Genomic DNA, 23156 nt, shown 5'->3' on the forward strand with positions numbered 1-23156 from the left:
AGGTTGCAGCGGTGGCATTGAATTGGCGAGTCGGGAGCGAAACAGCAGTCACGGTGTGTTTCTCCTCCAAAGTCCGAGCCAGGCGCGGTTGAAGCCTTCCGCGCGGCGTTGTCGGTCAGGATTATCGCCCCACAGGCCGCCAGCCACCCATTCGGCAAGCTTGCCGACATCGCCGGCAAAGTCGTCGAACCAGTACACGCTGCCGGCCGGGGCCGCCCGTTGGGCGGTCTTGGGCTGCTGCCGCACGAGATCCCAGCCGGAGATGGTGTCGAAGCGCGGGACGGCGGCGCAGGCAAGGCGCGCGGAGAAGCCGTCGCCTTGCAGTCGGTACTCCCCCGCGGAGCCGCAGCGCGTGACACCTTCCGGTAGCCAGCCGCCGGCGAATAGGCCAGGCGTCGCGAGGATGATCCGGAAGCAGCGGCTGGTCGTGATTTCTTGCGGGGGTACAACGGGTGCGGTGAAGGCAATAGCGAGGTAGCTTGCACCCTTGCCGTCGCCACCGAGTCGCAGGTGACCTGATTTCGGCAACTGGCCAGCGTCTCCCTCGCAGCCGACGAGGAAGCCGACGGCCTGGTCGAGGGCGATCGCTTCGCTGGTATAGAGCGCGCCATCGGCGGCCGTTCGCGAGCCGTGGTCGAGAGCGATGCCCAGCCGGGTTTCGCGTTTGAAGAGATCGGCGCTGCTCAGCGTGCGCGCCGGCAGTTCGCCGCGCAGGTACGCAGCCAGGCCTGTGGCGTCGAGCCAGCGGCCGGCCTGTGGCTTGGCCTGCCTGGCGATACGCAGGTGGGCGACGAGAGGCAACTCGCCGCTTGCCGTGCAGCCGGCCGACGGGGCAGTCGGCTGAAGGGCGACCAGCGATGCGACACCGGGGGCGTCGAAGGCGACGAGGTCGGCCGGCAGCGGCACGATCGCGCGCAGCGAACCGGCACCGGCACCGGCACCGAGAATTGCGAGTGACAGCCAATTGATGGCAAAGCTGCCGGGCGCGTCACGGCTGCCGAGCACCGCGCCCAACTCGCCGGTGAGGCGGTCGCCGGCATGCGCGAAGCTCGCGAGTTGGCCCGCGTCCTTGCCGAGCAGCGCCGCGCGGAAGGCGCCGGCGAAGCGCGACGGCCAGGGCGGCATGACGGCTTCGCCGTGCTGGCCGTCGCCGCCGAAAGACTTGTTGCCGCGGATCATCAGCACGTCGAGCGGCTGAACGAAGTGGTAGAAGGGCGTCGGTACGCTCATCAAAATGCTCCTGCTTGTGTACCCGCGTGGCCGAAGGCGCGGCCGTTGCGGGCGAAGAATTCGGCGGTGACCAGCAACTCGCCGAGGACGCGCGTCGTTTCCGACGGCCTGGCACTTTCGCGACAGGCCAGGTCGACGAACTCCCTCGCGTGCTGCACCACGCCGCCCTGTCTTGCGATCTGCCAGGCCAGATTACTGGCCAGCATGTCCCGCCAGGCTTCGTCGCTCATGCCGTCGCCGCCACGTTCCGGCAGGCCGGACAGCCATTCGAGGGCGTTGTACACGGCGCGTCGCGAAACCTGGGGCTGCGCCAGTGTTTCGGCGAAGCGCAGCAGTAGTCCCAAGGCGGTATCGGCCAGCAGCGGTGCCGCGGGCGTTGGCCCTCCTGCCTGCGCCATCGCCCAGAAGCGGCTGGTGACGCCGACTTCCCCGCCACCACGTTTGATGACGCGCAGGCAGAAGGCGTTGCGGCCATGCGTCTTGGCCGCCGCTTCGGCTCGACGCAACTCGCGCAGCACGGCCGACAGCGGCGACTGGTGGTGGGCGATCACCGCGCCGATACTGGCGCTGGCACGGCTGCCCATCATGGGCATCAGGCGGCCCTTGAGGCGGGCGTAGCCCTTCTTGAGTTGCAGTCCCTTGACGTCGATGTCGCCCGGCAAGCCACTCAAGTCGGCGCTGCCGCTCCAGGCGGCGCGCAGCAGGAGCATCGCCGGCAGCAGATCGTCGACCGAGAGCATTGCCAGGACATCGTCGCCGCCGGCGTAGAGCAGCTTGCCTTTGCAGACGTTTTCGACGATGTGTCGGGCGACGTGCGTCGAGAAATCGTTGAGCGCGGCGGATATGGCGGCGTGGCGAGCCGGGGAGGGGGGCCGTGATGAGTCCAGATAGGCGGCCACCGCTGGGTCGCCACGGAATGGGTCGAGCGACGCGCGTACCTGCGGGTGCCAGGTGGCCGGGAAGCGGCATTGATAGTCGGGGTCATTGCCAGCCAGCCAGGCCCCCATATGGTCGCCGTCCATCTGGATCAGCGCGTAGTAGGTTTCGGGTCTGGCGCCGAGCAGTTTGGTGATGTCATCCGCAAGACGCCCTTCGGCCGCGTCGTCGCGGGCGTCGTCGAGGGCCGATGGCAGGCGCTTGACGATTTCAACGAGGTTGGGTTGCCGCAGCGCGCACAAGCGGGCATGCAGCGAACTCGGAAGCGCTACGGCCTGGTGCTCGACGATACCAAATTTGCACGACAGCGCCCTGAGCGTTTCAAGCGTTGTCGTCCCGAAGTTGTCTGCCAGGTGGTCGAGCGACGTCGCCAGTGCCATGGTGTGTGTGCTGATCACAAAACGGGCCGGTCTGTCATCGAGCAACTCGCCCAGCTCTTCGACGAACAGCGTCGGCCACAGGCGTTTGAGGGTGCATACGCCGCACAGATGTTCGCCCTTGCGGATTCCGTAGTGGTTGGCTTGCCGTAGCCAGGGAGTCTCGCGACGCTCGCCGGCGGGGACTTGCAGTTGGCCATGGCTGTCAGCCAGCCATTCGCGTTCACCGCAAAGCGTGCAGCGGTGTCCGTGCTGTGCCAGTGGCTTGAAGGGACGCAGTGCCTTGGCAGCGGCGAGGCTGCGCTCGGCAAGTTCGTGCACGGCCGGATAGAGAATGCCCGCGTTGGGTTTAAAGAAGTCGGCGCCGTCGACCGTTACCTCGCGGTTGAGCACTTTCCAGACTCTTTCTCCGAACAGGCTGTCGGTGCCGTAAGCGTTCAGTGCCTGGCGCAAGCGATCGGCATCGGGAAGCCCGTCGCTCCCGTTGTCGATGGGCCACTCGGCGATGGCCCATTGCGCTTCGGGGAAGCCGGCGAGCTGGCTGTCGAGTTGTCCTTGCCAGTGCAGGGTGCCATCGCCGTTGCCGAGAACGCGCAGCGCAGCCTCCGCAGCCCAAGCGCGGGCTGCTTCCCGAACGGCTGCGACGACCTGCCGCGCCAGTTGCTCGGCCTGGCGCGCCGGTACGATGGCCATGAACTTGTTGGGCAGCGTCGCGGCGAATAGCGGGTTGGCGTCGGTGGCGCGGTGCAGCCATTCGGCGTCGATGTTGGCGAAGCGCTGGCGCCACTGCGCGCCGTGGCCCGTCGTGTCGGCGACTTCGAGTAGCCAGCGGTCGACCGCGGCGACGCCGCGCAGGTTGGGGAAGGCGATGGCGTCAGGCCCGAGCGCTGAGCAGATGACTTGGAGACCTTCCCAAACCAGCGAGGACAGCAGGTGCGATCCCGCCCACAGGTCGGAGGTCGAACGGGCCTGGGCGATGAAGCCCTGGACGGGACCGAAGCTCATGCTGAGCAGGGCCGGCTGGTCGTCGGCGAGCGCACCGGTGAGCGCCGAAACGGTGTCCAGGTGCGTCCAGATCGAGTGATCGGGGACGCGGGTGTCGGCGGGCAGGATGCGCCAGAGATCGCCGATTTCCGGCGCGACGAGGGCAGGCTCGGGGCCGAAACGCCAGAAGGCGAGATAGGTCAGCCGCAGGTCGGGTTTGCCGTCGGCGTCGCGTTCGATCAGCTCGCTGAAGTGTTCCAGGCTGACCGTGCGGATATGCCTCGCGGCGATTTCGTCCAGACTGCCCAGGTCGATCTCTTCGCCGGACAGCGGGTGGATCAGCACCGGCTGATTGGCGAAGCGGACGTTGGCCCACGCGGGGCGCTTCCGGCCGGGTTCGCATGGCCATTGTGGTCGGTCGGCCGCCGCCGCGAACCAGTCGGCGCGCTTGTCGAAATCGCTACCGTTGATGCCGAGCAGTTCGCGAAGGGCTTTTACCGAACCGTGTTCGTGGCCCACGTCGTCGCGCATCAGGACCAGCGCCTTCTCCGCCGGGTCGTGCAGCCAGGCGGCGAGTTTCTTTTTCCAGAGGCTGTTCATTTGGCGGCTCCAAGGCGATTCATCTTCTGGTCGATGTCCTGATGCACAGCGCCCCAGATCTCGATCTGATGGCGATTGATCCACTGTTGATCGTTCGACGATAGTTTGTCGAACAGGCCCCGGGGAACCGCACAGGGCAGATGGACCGCGACCGGCACCAGTCCCTGCCCCGTTTCAACGACTTTCAGGCGTAGCGATCCTGCGATCCGTTCGTCGTTGCCCCAGCGCCTGTTGTTCGCTTTGGTTACCGGGTAGGCAATCAACTGGTTGGCGGAAATGTCTTCATTCCGCCCAAAGTGCTTTGCAGCAGCCCGGATGTCACGTCGTAAGGTGGCGAGGAAAAACACGGCCTCTCGCCAGTTCCTGAACGTCGCTCCGTCCTTTTTTCCCACCCAGACCAGCGGACCCAGGTCGTCTTTGCCGATTGCATGCGGCCAGTCGCGATCGGTCGTGAAGCATCCGCGGAACGGCTGGCAGTAAGCCGTCAAGTCGTTAGGAGATGGCGGCAGTCGGGGGATGGCGTCGCCCTGAAATGTGATCGACCCCCAGCCGTTGCGCGAGCGGCTGCCAATGCCGCCAAACCACGAAGCCAACCGGATTGCCTGACGAACTTCGTCGATCTGGCTTCCGGTAACCGTTCGCGCAAACAGGACCGACAGTTCGTTGCGCTGTTTTTGCGGGTCGATCGCCAGCCGTACATGCTCGGCGATCCCTTTTCCTCTGCTCTCTGGTGCCACCGGGCCAAAGCCAAGGTAAAGATCGGCGCGAATGCCTGGTCCCGGCTTTCCGAGAGAAATCTTGTTAATTTCCTGTCTGGGCCAAGCGGAATTGGCCAGATGGCCCACCGCCCATTCTTTCAGACGCAGTCTTACGAGAGACTGGTGTGACTTGTTGTCGGATGCGCTGCCAAAGAGGATGTTCTCGGCCGCCCGTAATCCGTCGGGTCCGTCGACGCTGAAACCGACCTGGGGTGCCTTGACCACTCGCCACCATTGGCGAATCAACGCCTTGAGCGGTGGGGTGCGCCATTGTGCCTGTTGCGCCGCATCGCCGACGAAGGCAGGCGTGGCGAAGCTGAGGTCGTACTCGATGTGTGTTCTTGTCATTTCTTCCTCATCGGTTCCGGATGGTAGGTCGGATGCGTGTCCCTGGGAGAGCGCTTGGCTGCAATCCTTTGCAGCATAGCGTCTCCTGCGGACGGTTTGAGCGACGGCAAGCTTGTCAGTTTTCGAGACGACGGGGCGTTGGCTGAAGAGGCGCGCAGATCTCGCATCCACGCACCCCCTCCTGTTCGAGAGCGTCGTAAGTGACCGCCGTCGGCCGCAAGCCGAGGCTGTAGCGGCGCGGCCGGCTGCCGCCGTCGCTGATCAGGTAGGGCTCGGCGACGGGGCCGAGTTCGCGCCTGAGGATCTTCTTGAGCTTGGAGAGGTGCGCCGAGAAGTAGCCGCCATCCATGCCCTTGCGCAGCGCGCGCTCGGTTTCGTCGAGGTCCTTCATCGGCCCGGCGATCCAGCGCAGTTCGACGAGATAACGCTTCTTCCAGTCGGCATCGGCGAGTTCCTTGGCGGGCGCCGGCAATGGCGCTTCGCCGCGCAGCGCGCGTCGGGCGAAGACGCTGAGCAGGGCCAGTTCGGCCGGCGGCAGCGCGAAGATCTTGCCGGCGGCACGCACGCGGCGCGTCGCGAGGTCGATCTGCAACTCGGCCGGGGCGAGCGCATGGCGGGCGGCCTCGACGGTTTCGTTATAGCTCGCCAGGCCGGTAAGCAGGGCTTCGGGCAGGCCGTGGCGCAGGCTGACGAAGGGTAGTTCGGCGAGCGTCACCTGCGCCTTGGCACTGTCGACGAGGCGACCGCCGGGCATTTCGAGAACCCGGCTGGTCGGCGTCGGGTAGTAGAAACCGAGGCTGGCCTCGAAGGGCTCCGAGACGAGGACGTGCGAGAGCTTGTCCTGCGGGCGGCCGTAGAGCGACAGCGCGTAGCCGAGGAAGAAGCCCATGGTCTTGCGGCCGCCGGCGATCGAGACGTGCAGCGCGCAGTCGGGGTCGGCGGTGAATCCGCGGATGATGCCGGTGATACCGTCGGCGGCGCGGCGGTTGTCTTCGGGCGAGCGGATGTCTTCGAGCGGCCTGCCGTCGGCATCCTCGAGCACGTGGATGGTCTCGTTGGCGAAGTGGATCGGTGGCAGCGCGTAGTCGTTGCTGAGACGGTGGAACCATCCCGGTTCGTCCGAGAGCAGGGCGAGGCGAGCCTTCTCGGCACCGCTGCGCGTGGTGATCAGATGGATCTCGGTGGGCACGAACGCACTCGCCGGCGGGGCGACGGCCAGCGCGTAGAGGGTCTCGGTGACGATCTGCGGGGAGAGCCCGGTGACGGCGACGAGGAGGCGGCGTGGGAACTGATGCGGCTGTTGGTGGGCGTCGAGCATGGCAGCGAAGGAATGACCGTGGGAACGGAATGGATTGTCGCCGTTTTTGTCTTGCGCGGGCGAACGGCAAGCTTGCGGCTCAGGCAAGTGGGTCGTCGGTATGCCGTGGGCGATTTGACGCGGTCCTGCAGGCGGCGAACGAACGGTGATGGCGAGCTTGAGGGGGTGCTGGAGGGCACGAGACCGCGGCGGGGTTGTCAGCCGACGCGAGGTGTTGGGGTTCGCGGGCTCACCCCAACCTACGTGGCTACGTGGCACGGCGGGTGGGTGCTAGTCCTTGTGCGGCCGCTCGAGTCTCTGTTCGCAGGCGGTGGCGCGGGCGAGGGCGGTGGCGGCTTCCTCGTTCATGAAGTGCTCGCGTTGCGCCGGGCTGAGGCAGGCGCGGGTGGCGTGCTTGAGATGGTCGAGGAGTGCCGGCCAGGTGACGCGCCAGTAGCGGGCGGTGCCGTCGCGCGATGCGGTGACGACGTGGCTGCCGTCGGGACTGAAGGCGGCGCTGGTGACCGCGCCGCGGTGGCCGCGCAGGACGATTTCCTGCCCCTTGCCGTCGGCCGGCCAGACGCGCGCGGTGCCGTCGCGCGAGGCGGTGAGCACGCGCCGGCTGTCGGGGCTGAAGGCTATGCTGGTGACCGAGGCCTGGTGGCTGCGCAGAATCACCGGCGTGCCGCGTCCATCGACCCGCCAGACGCGCGCCGTGCCGTCGGCGGAGGCGCTGCCGACGAGTGTGCCGTCAGGGCTGAAAACCACGTTGCTGACCGCGTCGCCATGGCCGCGCAGGACGAGCGGCCCGCCTTGACCGTCGGCCGGCCAGATGCGCACGGTGTTGTCGCGCGCTGCCGTCACCACGAACTTGCCGTCCGGGCTGAAGGCGACACTCGACACCTGGCCGCCGTGGCCGCGCAGGACGAGCGGTTCAGCGGAGCCGTCCACCGACCACAGGCGTACGGTGCCGTCGGCCGAGGCGCTGGCCAGCCGGCGACTGTCCGGGCTGAAGGCGGCAGCGCGCACCCAGCCGGTATGGCCCTGCAGGACGCGCGGCTGAGCGTGGTCGCCGACCGGCCAGAGGCGTACGGTATCGTCGAGCGAACTGCTCGCTACCCAACGCCCGTCGGGACTGAAGACGGCGTGCCCGGCGGGCCAGGTGTGACCGCGCCAGACGAGCGCTTCGCCGTCGCCGGCGGTCGGCCAGAGGCGGACGGTGCCATCGAGCGAGGTGGTGACGACGTGCCGGCCATCGGGGCTGAACTCGGCCGACCAGACCGGCTTTTCGTGGCCGCGCAGAACGCGCGCCTGGCCCTCGTCGCCGCTCACCCGCCACAGGCGGGCGGTGCCGTCGCGCGCGGCGGTGACGATCTGTTGGCCGTCGGGGCTGAAGGCGGCGCGCCAGATCGGTCCCTCGTGCCCGTGCAGCACCACCGGCTCGCTGGCTTCCAGCGGCCAGATGCGGGCGGTGCCGTCTTCGGCGGTGGTGATCAGGCGCGTGCTGTCGGCGCTGAAGGCGGCGCTCAGCACCGGCGCCGCATGCCCGCGCAGGACGACCGGCTGGCCGCCGTTCAGCGGCCACAGGCGGGCCGTTTCGTCGGCGGCGACGATCGCCACCCAGCGTCCGTCGGGGCTGAAACTGGCTTGTCGGACCGGGCCGCGATTCTCGCCGAGGACATCCGCCTCGCCTTGCCCATCGACCGGCCACAGGCGCACCGTGCCATCGAGCGACGCGGTGAGCAGGCGCTTGCCGTCGCCGCTGAAGGCAGCGCTCAGCACCTGATCGGTGTGGCCGCGCTGGATGATCGGCTGGCCGCTGCCGTCGCTGTGCCAGAGACGGGCGGTGGCGTCGGCGGAGGCGGTCACCACCTGCCGCCCGTCGGGGCTGAAGCTGGCCGCGAGGACGGGTCCGGCGTGGCCGTCGAGGACCGCCAGGAGCTTGCCGTCGGCCGCCGACCACAGCCGGGCGGTGCCATCGCGCGAGGCGGTGACGACCTGCCGGCCGTCGGCGCTGAAAGCGGCGCTCAGCACCTGCCAGGTGTGCCCCTTGAGGAGTATCGGTGCGCCGTGGCCGTCCGCCGGCCAGATCCTCGCCAGGCCGTCGTCGTAGGCGACGACGACGCGCTGGCCGTCCGGGCTGAAGGCGGCGGCGCGCAGCCTGGCGGTATCGCCAAGATTGACTGGGTTGACCGGGCCGCCGCCGGCTGCCGTCGGCCAGACCTGGACGTTGCCATGTTCGAGCGGCGTCACCAGCAGGTGGCGGCCGTCGGGGCTGAAGGCGGCGCTGGCCAGCGGGCCGTCGGCGATGCTCAGCGTGCGTGCGCGGCCGCTGCCGTCGGCCGGCCAGAGATTGACCTTGCCGTCGCGCGAGGTGGTGGCGATCTGTCGACCGTCGGGACTGAAACTCGCGCTCGTGACACCCTGTTCGTGGCCTTTCAGTACGTTCAGCGGCAGCAGTTGTTCGGCAACCTGGCGAGCTACGCGCACGCCGCCCAGCGGGTCGTGCCGGTCGTCCAGTTCGGCGAGCAGCAGCGCCTGCACCAGCGGATCGGGTTCGACGCTGGCGGCGTTGACCAGGTAGCTGTCCTGAATCAGCCCGGCCTGCTGCTCGGCGATCTCTTTCTGCTCCTCGGCCCGCCGCTGATTCTCTCAGGCGAGGTTCCGCTGCCACAGCGCGTAGATGCCGAACATCAGGGTGACCAGCGCCGCGGCGGCGAGGACGACGATCCGACGGCGGGTCTGGCGCTGTTTGCGCCGGCTGGCCAGCGCCTGCTCGGCGAGTTCCTGCTCCCACGCCTCCTTGCTGGCGTCGAGGAAGGCCATGGTACGTTCGAAGTGCAGGCCGTAGCGCTCCGCCCAGGCCGCGGTGGGTTGCCGCTCCTGCCGCCACTGCAGCGCCAGTTGCAGTTCGGGGTTGCGCAACAGCCCGGCTTCGGACTGTTCGTGCAGCGCCGCGCGGTCGGCCAGGCGCCGATAGAGCCAGGCCGAGCGCGCTTCCTGGCCGGTCCACTGGAGCAGTCGCTCCCAGCAGCGCATCAGGCTCTCGTGCGAGATGTCGAGGATCGTGTCGGCTTCCAGGGGAACGTCCGGCGGTGGCATCAGGAACGAGCGTCCCGGCGCCCGGAAGCAGTTGACGACGCGGATGATGTCGGCGGGCGCGGCACGGGTGATGGCGCAGATGGTGGCCAGCGGCGCCGGCTGGCGGATGCCGAGGCCGTTGTCGCCCTGCAGGGTGAGCGCCTTGAAGAGATCGGCGGCGATCGCCTGTTCCGTCTCGCCGAGCTCCTGGTAGGCTTCCTCGGCGTGGCGCGAGAGGGCTTCCTTGAGCGTGCCGATGGCCTCGTGCTGGGCCAGATCGAGCGGCTCGCCGGCGTCGCCGTGCTGCCGCCAGTAGTCCCACAAGCGCATCAGCGCGTGTTGCAGGACGGGTAGCTGGTCGAGGTCGTCGCCGACCTCGTTGAGCAGACGGATCACCAGGCGCGGGGCGATTCGGCCGCCACCGACCGTTATCGGGCCGACGATGGCCGCCTGCAACTCCTCGCGGCGCAGCCGCGGTACCAGGTATTGACTGGCGTTGATCGCTTCCGGCAGACTCTGGAAGCCGATGCAGTCGCCGATGAAATCCGAGCGCATGGTCAGGATGACGTAGATCGGCAGGGTGTTCTGTTGCACGGCAGCGAGCAGCAGCTTGACGAAGGCGACCGCCTCGTCGCGCGATGCGCTGCAGCTCTGCTTGAAGCGGAAGAGTTCCTCGAACTGGTCGACCAGCACCAGGACGTTGTCGGCGTCCGGCAGGCGCGCCTGGCGGACGCAATCGACGAGACCGCGGGCGCTGCTGCGCAGCGTGGTTTCCAGGAGCAGTCGATTGAACTCGGCGAGTTCGCCGCCGGCGCCGAGTACCTCGGGCGTGTCGAGCGCGCGCGCCAGGTTGCCGATCGGCGCGTGCCCGGGGCGCAGGATGGCGACCCGCCAGCTCGAGCCGGCGCGCGTCATGTAGCCGCCGTAGAGCGCAGGGATCAGTCCGGCCCGCACCAGCGAGGACTTGCCGCTGCCCGAACTGCCGATGATCGCGAGGAAGCGATTGCTGCGCAGCCGCCGCAGCAGTTCGTCGATCTGCCGCTCGCGGCCGAAGAACAGGTAGTCTTCGTCCGGTTCGAAGGGCCGCAAGCCGGGAAACGGATTGACGGCGGCCGCCTCGGCGGGATGCGCCGCTGCTGCCGCGGGCGCCACCGGCACGCCGTCAGAGAGCGCCGAGCTTGACATCGCCGGCAGGGGCAGTATCCGTGGCGTGCAGCTCACCCATGAAGGTGGCCAGCGCGCTCGGATCGAAGGTGTCGGTCGGCTGTTGCAGCACCAGCGCCTCGTGCGTGCGCAGGCGAGCCTTTTGCGGGGTCAGCGGTGGCGCGACGTAGATCGCCTTGCCGCGCAGCGCCGTGCTGCGGCCGAGGCCGGCGCTCTTGCGCAGTTCGCTGAGCTTGCGCCGCTGCCACAGCTCGTTGCCCTGGCCGTAGTAGATGAGCAGCGCGTCGCAAAGGCGCAGGTTTTCTTCGTGGTCCAGCCGCGCTTGCGTCTCGTCGGGATCGAAGAGCGGCAGGATGACCTCGAAGCCCTCGCTGAAGAGATGATCGGCGAGCGGCGCGATCTGCTCGAGATCGCGCTCGTCGCAAATCAGGTAGATGCGGATCACGCCCTCGGCGGCCTGGGGTTCGCGGCTGCGCGGCGCTTCCGCCGGCGGGCTCAGCATGCGGTAGACGGCGGTCTTCAGATCCTCGAACGGCGTCTGCAGCAGGTCGCCACGTCGATGCAGCCGTGCATCGGTGTGCAGTTGCTCGACGAAGCGCTGCTGGCGCTCGTCGTTGAGGGGCAGTTCGGGCGGCAGCCAGATCAGGCGGGCCAGGTCGCTCATGCTGCGCGTCGCGGCGAGCTCGTACTGCAGCGCGACGATCGAGCTTTGCGTTCCTTCGGGAACGATCCCGTACTGGCTGCCGATCAGGTGCACCGACAGCTTGCAGGCGGCAAGCTGCTGCTCCACGAACGCTTCCCAGTCGGCGGCCAGCCAGGAGGGCGGCAGGCGATCGGGGAATACCCGGTAGCCCTGGTGGACGAGGTCGCGGCGCAGGGCCTCGCGCTGTGGCTGCAGGTCGGAACTGGTTTCCGCCAGATAGACGTTGCCCTTGCCGGCGCCGGCAAGCGGTGTCGGCGTGGCCTGGTCGTCGAGCACCTGCAGCAGGCTGGCCAGGTCGTAGGCCAGGTCGTCGAGCTTCTGCCAGTACCTGGCCTGCATCTCCTGTCCGAAGGTCTGGTCCAGCTCCTGCGCCCTGCCGGTTTCCGGATCGACGCAGAAGAACTCGTAGCCGAGCAGGGACTCGACTTCGGGTGGGTGGTTCTCGAGCGGCAGCGGCGTCTTGATCACCTTGAACAAGCGCGACTTGTTGCCGATTCGGCTGCCGCCATGGGCCTCCGTGGCCGCCTGGAAGGTGCTCATCTCGCGTCGGCACCAGTCCGAGTTGGCGTAGCGCGGCGACAACACGGCGACCAGCACCGCGACTTCGGGAAGGCGTTCGACCAGCGTATCGGCGAAGAAGTCGTTGCCCTGCAGTTTGGGGTCACGCCAGATGCGCGGTTCCCTGCCGAGCAACTGCCCAAGGCGGATCTTCAGCGCGCGGTCGAAGCGGGAGATCCAGCCGGGCTGTCCCTCGACAACGGCCTGGTTGTCGAGATGGGCATAACTGATAAATACATCGTCCGCAAACTTCATCGGTGGCTGCCAGGCGAGTCATCAAGGGATGCAGGGGGCCGGCCCGCAGGTGCTGCCGGCAGTGCTGCGCATTGGCGCGCAAGGCCGGGGCCGCGAATCGGATCATACACGCTCTCGCCATCGTCACCACGCGCTGCCGGTCGTCCCCGCGCGTCCGCCCGCACCCTGGCCAGCCAGCGACGGCGAAGCCGAGCGTGGCGGCAAGGGCGCTTGCAGCGACCACGCGGGAGCCTCTTCGCTGTCTGAGCCGCGGCCGGAAATTCCCGTAGGGGACAAATTGCCTTACAGTGGCGGGGTGACGGGTCGCTGAGGCTGCGAGGGGGAAAGCGTGGATGGTAGATCGGTTGGGAGCCTGGCCTTGGTGAGGAGGCTGGCGGCGTCGGGCGTGGTGCTGGCCACGCTGGCGCTGACGGCGTGCTCGCCGCCCGAACCGATCGCCGTCGGCTTCATCGGCGGCACCTCGGGACGCGCTGCCGATCTCGGGATCGCCGGGCGCGATGCGGTGCAGTTGGCCGTCGATATGCGCAACCGTTCCGGAGGCGTCGCCGGGCGCCAGGTGAAGCTGCTGATCCACGATGACGAGCAGCAGCCGGAGGTCGCGCAGCGGGTGGTGCGGGAACTGATCGATCAGCGGGTCGTGGCGATCGTCGGGCCGATGACCAGTGCCATGGCCATGGCTGTGGTGCCGATTGCCAACGAGGCGAGGGTGCTGCTGATGAGCCCGACCGCCACCACCGACGCGCTCACCGGGGTGGATGACCATTTCCTGCGCGTCAACTCGTCGACCCATGAGAACGCCGCACGCATGGCTCGCCATCTCCTCCGACAGGACGCCGGGCGCAGCGTCGCGGCGATCTACGATTCGAGCAACAAGTCCTATGCGGAAAGCTGGCTCGCCGATTTTCGTGCGAGCTATGTCCAGGGCGGTGGCGAAGTGGTCAAGGTGGCCAGTTTCGCCTCTGGCAGCGAGACGACCTTTCGGCAACTGGCGATCGACTTGCTGGCAACGCGCCCCGGCGCCGTTCTGGTGGTCGCCAACTCGATGGATACGGCGCTGCTCTGCCAGCAGCTTCGCCAGCTCGACAGGGGCGTAATGATCATCGCCTCGGGATGGGCGGCTACCGAACGTCTGCTCGAACTCGGCGGCAAGGCGGTGGAAGGACTCACGGTGGTGCAGGACTTTGACCGCAACAGTAGCGCGCCGCGTTACCTGGCCTTTCGCCAGGCGTACCGCGAGCGCTTTCATCGCGAGCCCGGCTTTGGCGGCGTCATCGCCTTCGACGCCGCCAACGTGGTGCTCGACGCCCTCGCCAAGCAGCGTGCCGGGCAGACTGTCAAGGAAGCGGTCCTGGCACTGAAGCACTTCGAGGGAGTCCAGGAATCGCTCACTTTCGACGAGTTCGGCGACGTGAAGCGGAGCATCGTCGTCACGGCGGTGCGCGACGGGCAGTTCGTTGTGGTCGAGCACGGTGGATAGGCGCTCGCTTGCCGGCAGGCTCTGCGACCGGCTGCGCGCGGCGGCGGTCGTCGCCCTTGGCGGCATGGCCTTCGCCGGCTGCGTGCCGTCGGAGCCCCTCACCATCGGCTTCGTCGGCAGCACCTCCGGACGCAGCGCCGATCTCGGCATTGCCGGGCGCGATGCCGTGCAGTTGGCGGTCGAGCAACGCAATCAGGCGGGTGGCGTGGGCGGGCGCCAGGTGCGACTCCTGCTCAGGGACGACGAGCAGAACCCGGAGGTGGCACGGCGCGTGCTCCGCGAACTGATCGACCAGGGGGCCGTCGCGATCGTCGGCCCGATGACCAGCGCCATGGCCATGGCCGTCGTTCCGATCGCCAATCAGGCGCGGGTGCTGCTGGTGAGTCCGACCGTCAGCACCGACGAGCTGACCGCTCTGGACGACCATTTCTTTCGGGTAAACACCGCGACCCTGGACAATGCGGGCCGCGTCGCGCAGTTCCTCCTCGAGCAGCAGGGAACGCGGCGCCTGGTCGCGGTTTACGATACCGGCAACCGATCCTTCACCGAGAGCTGGCTTGCCGGCTTCCAGGCGGCTTACCAGCAGGGTGGCGGAGAGCTGGTTCAGCGTATCGGTTTTGCGTCGGGTGGCGAGACGGCGTTCCTGACGATTGCCAGGGAGGCGTTGGCGACGCCGGCTGAGGGCATCCTGATTCTCGCCAACGCGACCGATACGGCGCTGCTCAGCCAGCAGATCCGCAAGCTCGACAGTCGGCTGCCGATCACGGCTTCCGGGTGGGCGGCCAGCGACCGACTGATCGAAGTGGGCGGCAAGGCGGTGGAGGGGCTGACACTGGTCCAGGACTTCGACCGCAACAGCGGCGCACCGCGCTACCAGGAGTTTCGCCGCCTTTACGGCGAGCGGTTTCATCGCGAACCCGACGCGGCTGCAGTCAACGCGTTCGATGCCGGCAACGTGATACTCGACGCGCTGGCCGGGCGCCGGGAACCCCAGCAGGGCGTCAAGGAAGCCATACTGGCTGTCCGCCAGTTCGAGGGGCTCCAGGAGCCGATCGGTTTCGACACGTTCGGCGACGTCCGGCGCAAGCTCTTCGTGACGGTGGTACGTGATGGCCGCTTCGCGCTCGTCAGGTAGGGCCGTGTCGGGCGCGCGGCCGCTCTGGCAGTGGCTGGCGTGGCGATTTGCCCTGGTCGGCATGTTGCCGCTGCTGCTGGTGGCTGTTCTCGGGGTATGGGTGCTGCTGCCGCAGGTGCGGGCGGGCGTCGAGACGAATCACCAGGGTCTGGCGCGTGCCATCGCGGGGCAAGTCGAGGCGCATCTGCTCGGAGGCGGGCGGGAATTGTCGGCACTGGCGGCCTTTCTCGGCCAGCGCGACGGCCAGCCCGCGTCGTTCTGGTTCGACCCGCTCGACGCGCATGCCGGCACTGGCGACGTCTTCGCCGCGATCTACATCGTTGATGTGGACGACTCGCTGTATGCCGTCGGTCTGCCACAGGGACTGCGCGGGCAGCGTAACGATCTGCTGAACATGGACCTCTCGCGCTGGGCGGTGGTTCGCGAGGCGCGTGAGCACCAGCAGGTGTTGTGGTCGGAGGTCTTCCTCTCGGCGGTAAGCGCCCGCTTGACGGTCAGCCTGGCGATCCCGGTGGGCGAGCAGTTGCTGATCGGCGAAGTCGCGATCGACCGCTTGTCCGCGTTTCTCGGGCGCTTGCCAGGCGACTCCGGCATGTTGACGATGATCTTCGACCGCCGTGGGCAGGTCATTGCCCAATCCCAGCCCCGCTTCGGCGGCCAGCAGCTCAATCTCGGTCACCTGCCGATCGTCGAAAGGGCCCTGCAGGGGCAGCTGGCGACCGGCCAACTCGAACTCGACGGCGAGACCTACATCGGCACGCCGGTCAGCGTGCCGCAACTCGGCTGGACCGTGCTCGTCGCCCAGACGCGCGGCGAGGCGCTCGGACCGCTGCTGTCGACCTTCTGGGTGGTGGCCGCCGGTGGCCTGGTGGCGCTGCTCCTGGCAGCGGCGGGGACACTGCTGCTGGCACGCGCGCTGGCCCGGCGTATCGGCAGCTACACCGAGCAGGCCCACGCGCTAGCCGACGGCGACTACGATCAGCCCTGGCCGGCGTCCAATATCCGGGAGTTCCACCGCCTGGCCGACGACCTCGATCGCATGTCGCTGGCGATTCGCCTGCGCGAGCGGCAACTGGCGACCAGCGAAGCGCGCTACCGCTCGGTGATCAGCAGCGCGCCGGTGGTGATCTTTCAGTTCGACGCGCGTGGCGTTTTCTCGCTCAGCGAGGGCAAGGGCCTGGCGAGTGTCGGGCTGGTGCCGGGCGAGGCGCGCGGCATCTCCATCTTCGAGCTCTATCGCGATTACCCGGAGATCTGTGAGCATGCACGCCGGGCGATCGGCGGCGAAGCGGTGCATTACGTCGCGCGCGTCGGTGACACCGTTTTCGACACCTACATGAATCCGGTGCGCGATCACGAGGGTTCGGTCCAGGTGATGGGTGTCGCCGTCGACATCAGCGAGCGCATGCGCGTCGAGGAAGAGCTTCGGCAAGCGAATGTGGTCGTCGAGAACAGCGCGGCGATGCTCTTTCGCTGGCGCGCCGAGCCCGGCTGGCCGGCCGTGTTCGTCTCCCACAATGTGAGGCAGCTCGGTTACTCGGCCGACGAGTTGCTCGATGGATCGGTCCTCTTTGGTTCGCTGATCCATCCGGACGATGTCGATCGGGTGGCCGGCGAAGTGCAGGGGTACGCCGACAGCGGCACCGACCGCTTCGTCCAGGAGTATCGAATCGTCACGCGCGACGGGAGGGTGCGCTGGGTGGACGACCGAACGGTGGCTGAAAGAAATGCCGCGGGGCAGATCAGCCATTACCAGGGCATCGTCATCGACATCAGCGAACGCAAGCGTGCCGAAGAAGCGCTTCGTCACGTCAACCGGCAATTGCGCATGATCAGCGACTGCAACCAGGCCCTGATTCGCAGCACCGACGAGTCCGACTTGCTGCATACCGTCTGCGGCATTGTCGTGCAGGTCGGCGGTTACCGGATGGCCTGGGTCGGCTATGCGCAAGACGATGCGGCGCGGACGGTGCGGCCGGTGGCCTGCGCCGGCTATGAGGACGGCTATCTCGAGACCCTGAATACGAGCTGGGCAGACGACGAGCGTGGACAGTCCGCGAGTGGCCGGGCGATCCGCAGCGGATTACCCTGCATGATTCCGGACATCGTCAGCGATCCCGGCCTGGCGCCGTGGCATGCGCAGGCGGTCGAGCGTGGCTATGGTGCCCTGTGCGCGCTGCCGCTGCAGGCCGGCGGCCTGATCTTCGGGGCCCTGAGCATCTACGCGTCGGCGTTGGACGCCTTCGATGCCGACGAAGTCGACCTGTTGAACGAACTCGCGGGCGACCTGGCTTTCGGCATCAACGTCATGCGCACGCGCAAGGAGCGCGAACTGGCCGATCAGGCTCTGCGCGAGAGCGAGCAGCTTCTGCGAAGGTCGCAGGAAGTCGGCGACCTGGGTTCCTACTACTTCGACACTCGCTCCGCCACCTGGATCAGTTCGGAGAAGCTGGACCGTATCCTCGGCATCGACGATTCCTTCCCGAAGACCGTTGACGGATGGATGGCGCTGGTTCATCGCGACGAACGTGAGGAAGTTGTTCAGCACCTGAGCAATCACGTCCTCGCCGAGCATAACCGCTTCGACCGTGAGTACCGCATCGTCCGCCACGACGACGGCCAGGAGCGCTGGGTGCATGGTCTCGGCGAGCTCGAGTTCGACGCCGACGGCGCGCCGGTCAAGATGATCGGCACGATCCAGGACATCACCCAGAGCCGGCTGGCCGAGCAGGCTCTGCACGAGAGCGAGGCGCGCTACCGGCTTCTTTTTGACAGCAATCCGCACCCGATGTGGGTTTACGACTTGCAGACGCTGGCTTTCCTGACCGTAAACGACGCCGCCGTCAGCCGCTACGGGTACTCGCGCGACGAGTTCATGAGCATGACGATCATGGACATCCGGCCGAGCGAGGACATTCCGCTGCTGCTGGAAGACATCGTCGCCGTGGACGAGGGGATCGACTACGCCGGCTTCTGGCGGCATTTGACGAAGGACGGCACGCTGATCGATGTGGAGATCATTTCGCACACGCTCTCCTATCAGGGGCGACCGGCCGAACTCGTGCTGGCCAACGACATCACCGAGCGCCGGCGTTCCGAACAGGCGCTGCTGCAGAGCGAGCTCAACTACCGCGAACTCGTCGAGAACGCCAACAGCATCATCCTGCGCTGGAATCAGCGGGGTGAGATCACCTTCATCAACGAGTTCGGCCTGAAGTTTTTCGGCTACACGGAGGACGAACTGCTCGGCCAGCATGTGGTCGGCACCATCGTCCCCGGCGATGGCAGCAACGGCACCGACCTGCGTCCGCTGATGGACGAGATCTGTGCCGAGCCCAAGCGCTTCGAGCACAACATCAACGAGAACATGCGCCGTGGCGGCGAGCGCGTCTGGGTGTCCTGGACCAACAAGGCGATCCTCGACGCCAGTGGCCAGGTGGTCGAGGTGTTCAGCGTCGGCTCGGACATCACCGAGCGCAAGCGGGCGGAGGCGGCGCTGCGGGAAAGCGAGGAACGTTTCGCCAAGGCCTTCCACGTCAGCCCGGCGCCCATGTCGATCACTCCCATCGATAGCGGCCGCTTTCTCGACGTCAACGCGCAACTGGAGCGCATGTTCGGCTATACCCGTAAGGAACTGATCGGCCGCACCTCGACCGAACTGGGTCTCTGGGCCGACCCGGGACAGCGCGCGCGGATGATCGCGCAACTACGCGTGGACGGCTTCTTCCGCGAAGCGCCGACGCAGTTCGTCACCCGAACCGGCGATATTCGTGACACGCTCTGGTCGGGCGAAATCATTCGGCTGGGCAATGAAGACGCCTTGTTGTCGCTGATCTTCGACGTTACCGAGCGCAAACGGGCGGAAGCCGCCCTGCGCGAAAGCGAGGCACGCTTCGCCACGGCTTTCCGTGCCAGCCCGGCGCCGATGGCCATCACGGAGATCGACAGCGGCCGTTTCCTCGATGTCAATGCGCAACTGATGAGCATGTTCGGCTATGCCCGCGAAGAAATGGTCGGCCAGACCTCCACGGCAATGGGCATCTGGGCCGATCCCGGACACCGCGACCGGATGATTGCCAAGCTGCGCGCCGAAGGTTTTGTCCGGGAAGCGCCGACGCGCTTTGCCACGCGCAGCGGCGACATTCGCGAGGCTCTCTGGTCGGGCGAAGTCATCCGCGTCGGCGAGCAGGATGCCTTGCTGTCGCTGATCTACGATATTACCGATCGCAAGCGTGCCGAACACGAGCTGCAGCGCTACCGCGAGCATCTGGAGGAACTGGTTGGCGAGCGGACGAGCGACCTGCAACGGGCCAACGAGGACTTGCGTCAGGCGATGGTGCAACTGGTGCAGGCCGAAAAGCTGGCGGCGCTCGGTAACCTCGTTGCCGGTGTGGCGCACGAGCTGAATACGCCGCTGGGGAACACGCGCGTCGTTGCCAGCCTGCTGGCCGAGCAGTTGCGCGAGTTCGCCCTGGCGATCGAATCGGGTTCCGTGCGCCGTTCGCAGGTCGACACCTTCCTCAGCCGCGGGCGCGAGGCGGTCGACCTGCTCGAGCGTAATTCGGCGCGCGCCGCCGACCTGATCGGTCACTTCAAGCAGGTGGCGGTGGACCAGAGCAGCGCCCGGCGGCGCTCGTTCGACCTGCGCCAGACGATCGACGAGATGCTCGCGGCTTTGCGACCGTCGTTCAAGGGCTCCCGTCACCGGATCGACGTGGATATTCCGCCCGGGCTGGAACTGGACAGCTACCCGGGGCCGCTCGAACAGGTGCTCGGCAATCTGGTGAGCAACTCGCTGACGCACGGCTTCAGCGGCGTCGACGAGGGTCGCATCGAGCTGCACGCCGAAGCGAGCGGGCCGAAGCACATCGTCCTGCGCTGTACCGACAACGGAGTGGGCATCCCGGAGGCGACGATCAACCGCATCTTCGAGCCCTTCTTCACCACCCGTCTGGGTCAGGGCGGTAGCGGCCTGGGTCTGTACATCGTCTACAACCTGGTCACCGGCGTACTCGGTGGCACCATCGAGGCGGCCAGCCCCACCGGCGAGGGAACGATCTTCACCCTGACGCTGCCGCGCTGTGCCCCCGAGCGGCCGGCGTCCGGCTGATGGTTAACCGGATCCAGCCCGCCGGCGACGCCGCTGACGCCGCCGCCGGCGTCCGGCGACGCAGTGAAGAGCGCCTGCGCCTGGTCATCGAGGCCACCAGCGACGGCATCTGGGACTGGAACCTGCAAGCGGGCGAAATGTTCTTCAGCGACCGCTGGTACACGATGCTGGACTACGCTCCCGGCGAGTTCCCGGCCACCTACGCAAGTTGGCGCGAGCGCCTGCATCCGGACGATCGCGCTCCGGCGGAGGCGGCCGTGCAGGCGCATCTGGAGGGCAGCCTGCCCGAATACAGCATCGAGTGCAGGATGCAGGCGAAGCGCGGTGATTGGCGGTGGGTCAACGCTCGCGGCAAGGTGATCGAGCGCGACGCCGCGGGCAGACCGCTGCGCATGGTCGGCACGCATGTGGATATCGATGCGCGCAAGCGGACAGAGAAGGCGCTGCGGCTCGCCCAACTCTCGATCAGCCGGGCCTCGGATGCCGTGTTCTGGATCGCTCCCAACGGATACTTCGTCGAGGTCAATGAGCAGGCGTGCAGTTCGCTCGGCTTTACTCGCGACGAATTGCTGAGCATGGCGGTCTGGGAGATCGATCCGGACTTTGCCGCGGAGCGATGGCCGCCACACTGGGAACTGACCCGGCAGCTCGGCAAGCGCCGCATCGAGACCCGGCATCGGCGTCGGGACGGGACGGGACGGGACGATCTTTCCCGTCGAGGTGATTGCCAACCATGTCGAGTACGAGGGCGAAGAATACGACTTCGCGTTCGTGCGTGACGTCAGCGAACGCAAGCGGGCGGAAACGGCGCTGCGCGAGAGCGAGGCACGCCTGCGTACGGCCATCGAGAGCATTCCCTTTGACCTGTTCCTGATCGACGTTGGCGGCCGCTACGTGCTGCAGAACTCGGCATCGCGAGAACATTGGGGGGATGTCAGCGGCAAGCGCCCGGCGGAGGTCACCGACGATCAGGCTCTGCTGGCGCATTGGCACAGCAACAACGCTCGGGCGCTGGCCGGGGAGATCGTCGGGGAGGACGTGTGTCTTGGGGTCGGCGATGCGCAGAGACACATCCACAACGTGATCGCTCCGATCAGGGATGGGGACGCGATCTGCGGCATCGTCGGCGTCCACATCGACATTACCGAGCGCAAGCGCGTCGAGGCGGAGTTGCAGCGCTACCGGGAGCATCTCGAAGACGTCGTGCGCGAGCGTACGACTGCCCTGGCGCGCAGCAATGCCGATCTGCGGCAGGCGATGGAGCATCTGGTGCAGACGGAGAAGCTGGCGGCGCTGGGCCATCTGGTGGCGGGCGTGGCGCACGAACTGAACACGCCGCTGGGTAACGCCCGGCTGGTCGCCGGTACGCTCGGCGAGTTGTTGCGCGAGTTCGCCGTGACGGTCGAGTCCGGAAGCGTGCGGCGCTCGCAGGTGACGACCTTCCTCGCTCGCGGCCGCGAGGCAGTCGAGTTGCTCGAGCGCAACGCCGAACGTGCGGCCGACCTGATCGCCCAGTTCAAGGAGGTGGCGGTGGACCAGAGCAGTGCCCGGCGCCGCTCGTTCGACCTGCGGCAGACTGCCGACGAGGTGCTGACGACCTTGCGGCCGGTGTTGAAGGGCTTGCGTCACCAGATCGAGGTGGACGTCCCGGGTGGTCTGGAACTCGACAGCTATCCGGGTCCGCTTGAACAGGTGCTGGTCAATCTGGTCGGAAACTCGCTGGCGCATGGTTTCGCCGGCATCGAAGCGGGTCGCATCGAGCTCAAGGGACAGACGCTGGATGCGCAGCTCGTCCGCCTGACTTATTCCGATAACGGTGTGGGCATTTTGGCGGAAAACCTGACGCGGATCTTTGACCCGTTCTTCACCACCCGTCTTGGCCAGGGCGGTAGCGGCCTGGGGCTGTACATCGTCTACAACGTGGTGACAGGAGTGCTCGGCGGCTCGATCAAGGTGGACAGCGCACCGGGTGACGGGACGCTGTTCACCCTGACCTTGCCGCGGACGGCGCCGGAGCGGCTCAGCCCTGCAACTCGCTGACCGTTCGGCGAAAGCGCAGCAAGGCGGCGGTGAAGAAGACGGCACCGGTCGCCGCCGTCGCCAGGAATTCCTTCCAGACTACGGCGAAACCGGCGTCACGAAACAGGATGGCCTGTGCCAGACTGACGAAATGGGTGGACGGCGAGAACATCATGATTCTCTGTACCGGCATCGGCATGCTGTCGAACGGTGTGTTGCTGCCCGAGAGCAGGTTCATGACAATGAACACCGGCATCGCCAAGAGGGCGAACTGCGGCATCGAGCGGGCCAGCGTAGCGAGGAAGATCCCCAGCGACGTCGCCGAAAAGAGGTAGATGACCTCGCCGACGACGAACAGCGGCAGCGAGCCGGCAATCGGTACCTGCAGCACGCCCTGGACCATCAGGCGCAGCGACAGGCTGGCGGCAACGACGACGACCAGGCCGTTGGCCCAGATCTTGGCGAGCATGATCTCGGCTGGCGCGAGCGGCATCACCAGCAGGTGCTCGATCGTCCCGTGCTCGCGTTCGCGGATCAATGCCGCGCCACTGAGGAAGATCGCCAGCAGGGTGATGTTGTTGAGCACCTGCATGACGGCGACGAACCACGGCGACTCCCGGTTGGGGTTGAAGCGCGAGCGCGTGACGACCTGGACCGCCGACGCGGCAGGCAGGCTCAGGAAGTCCGCGATTTCCTGCTGGATGACGTTCTGGATGTGATTGGCACCGCTACCGGCCTGGATCATCGCCGTGGCGTCGACGATGACCTGGATCGTCGGCCGGCGGCCTTTCTCGATGTCCGCCTGGAAGCGTGGCGGGATGTCGATCACGAAGGTGTAAAGTCCGTGGTCCATCGCCGCGTCGATCTGTGCGACGCTGATCGCCGCGGGTGGCAGGAAATAGGGTGGCAGCAGTGCGTCCTGCAGTCGCCGCGAGAGCGGCGAACGGTCTTCGTCGACCACCGCCACCGAGGCGTTGATGAGGTCCATCTGCGTTCCCCTGGCCGGCGCGTATACCGCGTAGGTGAAGAAGTACACGATCAGGACCACCAGAACCACGTCGTAGCGCAGACTGATCAGTTCCTTCAGGCCGAGGCGGTAGATGTTCTCGAGGTGGCCGCGCATG

At 67.1% G+C, this 23156-nt stretch carries 13 protein-coding genes; 5 read left to right on the top strand and 8 right to left on the bottom strand.

The genetic code is table 11. From position 1 onward, the window contains the following. Window positions 1-48: 48 nt before the first annotated feature. The 7 genes from CAP2UW1_RS10925 to CAP2UW1_RS10955 form a co-directional block, all read right to left on the bottom strand. Window positions 49-1230, bottom strand: coding sequence for a type III-B CRISPR module-associated Cmr3 family protein (locus tag CAP2UW1_RS10925; protein WP_015766685.1), 1182 nt, complete (start codon window positions 1228-1230; stop codon window positions 49-51). Then, window positions 1230-4127 (bottom strand): type III-B CRISPR-associated protein Cas10/Cmr2, encoded by a 2898-nt coding sequence (cas10, locus tag CAP2UW1_RS10930; RefSeq protein WP_015766686.1) that lies wholly within the window; start codon window positions 4125-4127, stop codon window positions 1230-1232. Before cas10 ends, CAP2UW1_RS10925 begins: the two co-directional genes overlap by 1 nt. Further along, the gene (locus CAP2UW1_RS10935) at window positions 4124-5404 is read right to left on the bottom strand and encodes an RAMP superfamily CRISPR-associated protein (RefSeq protein WP_199931627.1); all 1281 of its coding nucleotides are present in this window, start codon (window positions 5402-5404) and stop codon (window positions 4124-4126) included. The genes cas10 and CAP2UW1_RS10935 overlap by 4 nt, the downstream gene beginning before the upstream one ends. Further along, window positions 5349-6551 (bottom strand): CRISPR-associated ring nuclease Csm6, encoded by a 1203-nt coding sequence (gene csm6, locus CAP2UW1_RS10940; protein ID WP_015766688.1) that lies wholly within the window; start codon window positions 6549-6551, stop codon window positions 5349-5351. The genes CAP2UW1_RS10935 and csm6 overlap by 56 nt, the downstream gene beginning before the upstream one ends. A gap of 270 nt (window positions 6552-6821) precedes the next feature. Beyond that, window positions 6822-9074, bottom strand: a complete 2253-nt coding sequence (locus CAP2UW1_RS10945; RefSeq protein WP_015766689.1) for a WD40 repeat domain-containing protein — start codon at window positions 9072-9074, stop codon at window positions 6822-6824. Between the two features lie 108 nt (window positions 9075-9182). Then, window positions 9183-10796 (bottom strand): nSTAND1 domain-containing NTPase, encoded by a 1614-nt coding sequence (locus tag CAP2UW1_RS10950; RefSeq protein ID WP_015766690.1) that lies wholly within the window; start codon window positions 10794-10796, stop codon window positions 9183-9185. Continuing rightward, complete coding sequence (locus tag CAP2UW1_RS10955) at window positions 10774-12291, bottom strand: toll/interleukin-1 receptor domain-containing protein (RefSeq protein ID WP_015766691.1); 1518 nt, start codon at window positions 12289-12291, stop codon at window positions 10774-10776. Before CAP2UW1_RS10955 ends, CAP2UW1_RS10950 begins: the two co-directional genes overlap by 23 nt. A 361-nt stretch (window positions 12292-12652) precedes the next feature. Between CAP2UW1_RS10955 and CAP2UW1_RS10960 the strand changes: the two genes are divergently transcribed. Genes CAP2UW1_RS10960 through CAP2UW1_RS23750 form a run of 5 tightly spaced genes read left to right on the top strand, consistent with a single transcriptional unit; the run spans window position 12653 to window position 22053 of the window. Next, complete coding sequence (locus tag CAP2UW1_RS10960; protein WP_015766693.1) at window positions 12653-13768, top strand: ABC transporter substrate-binding protein; 1116 nt, start codon at window positions 12653-12655, stop codon at window positions 13766-13768. Further along, window positions 13761-14903, top strand: a complete 1143-nt coding sequence (locus CAP2UW1_RS10965; RefSeq protein ID WP_015766694.1) for an ABC transporter substrate-binding protein — start codon at window positions 13761-13763, stop codon at window positions 14901-14903. Before CAP2UW1_RS10960 ends, CAP2UW1_RS10965 begins: the two co-directional genes overlap by 8 nt. Continuing rightward, window positions 14878-20013 (top strand): PAS domain S-box protein, encoded by a 5136-nt coding sequence (locus CAP2UW1_RS23745; RefSeq protein ID WP_049778562.1) that lies wholly within the window; start codon window positions 14878-14880, stop codon window positions 20011-20013. Before CAP2UW1_RS10965 ends, CAP2UW1_RS23745 begins: the two co-directional genes overlap by 26 nt. Continuing rightward, window positions 20013-20792 carry a PAS domain-containing protein gene (locus CAP2UW1_RS10975; protein WP_041567816.1) on the top strand — a complete coding sequence of 260 codons (780 nt, stop codon included), beginning with the start codon at window positions 20013-20015 and terminating at the stop codon, window positions 20790-20792. The genes CAP2UW1_RS23745 and CAP2UW1_RS10975 overlap by 1 nt, the downstream gene beginning before the upstream one ends. Further along, complete coding sequence (locus CAP2UW1_RS23750; RefSeq protein ID WP_049778563.1) at window positions 20734-22053, top strand: sensor histidine kinase; 1320 nt, start codon at window positions 20734-20736, stop codon at window positions 22051-22053. Before CAP2UW1_RS10975 ends, CAP2UW1_RS23750 begins: the two co-directional genes overlap by 59 nt. On the opposite strand, the gene CAP2UW1_RS10985 is transcribed toward CAP2UW1_RS23750, so the two are convergent. Next, the gene (locus CAP2UW1_RS10985) at window positions 22034-23155 is read right to left on the bottom strand and encodes an ABC transporter permease (protein ID WP_015766696.1); all 1122 of its coding nucleotides are present in this window, start codon (window positions 23153-23155) and stop codon (window positions 22034-22036) included. The two genes, CAP2UW1_RS23750 and CAP2UW1_RS10985, sit on opposite strands and share 20 nt — an antisense overlap. Window position 23156 lies beyond the last annotated feature (1 nt).

Origin of the sequence: Candidatus Accumulibacter phosphatis, from assembly GCF_000024165.1 — a bacterium.
Lineage (GTDB): Bacteria > Pseudomonadota > Gammaproteobacteria > Burkholderiales > Rhodocyclaceae > Accumulibacter > Accumulibacter phosphatis.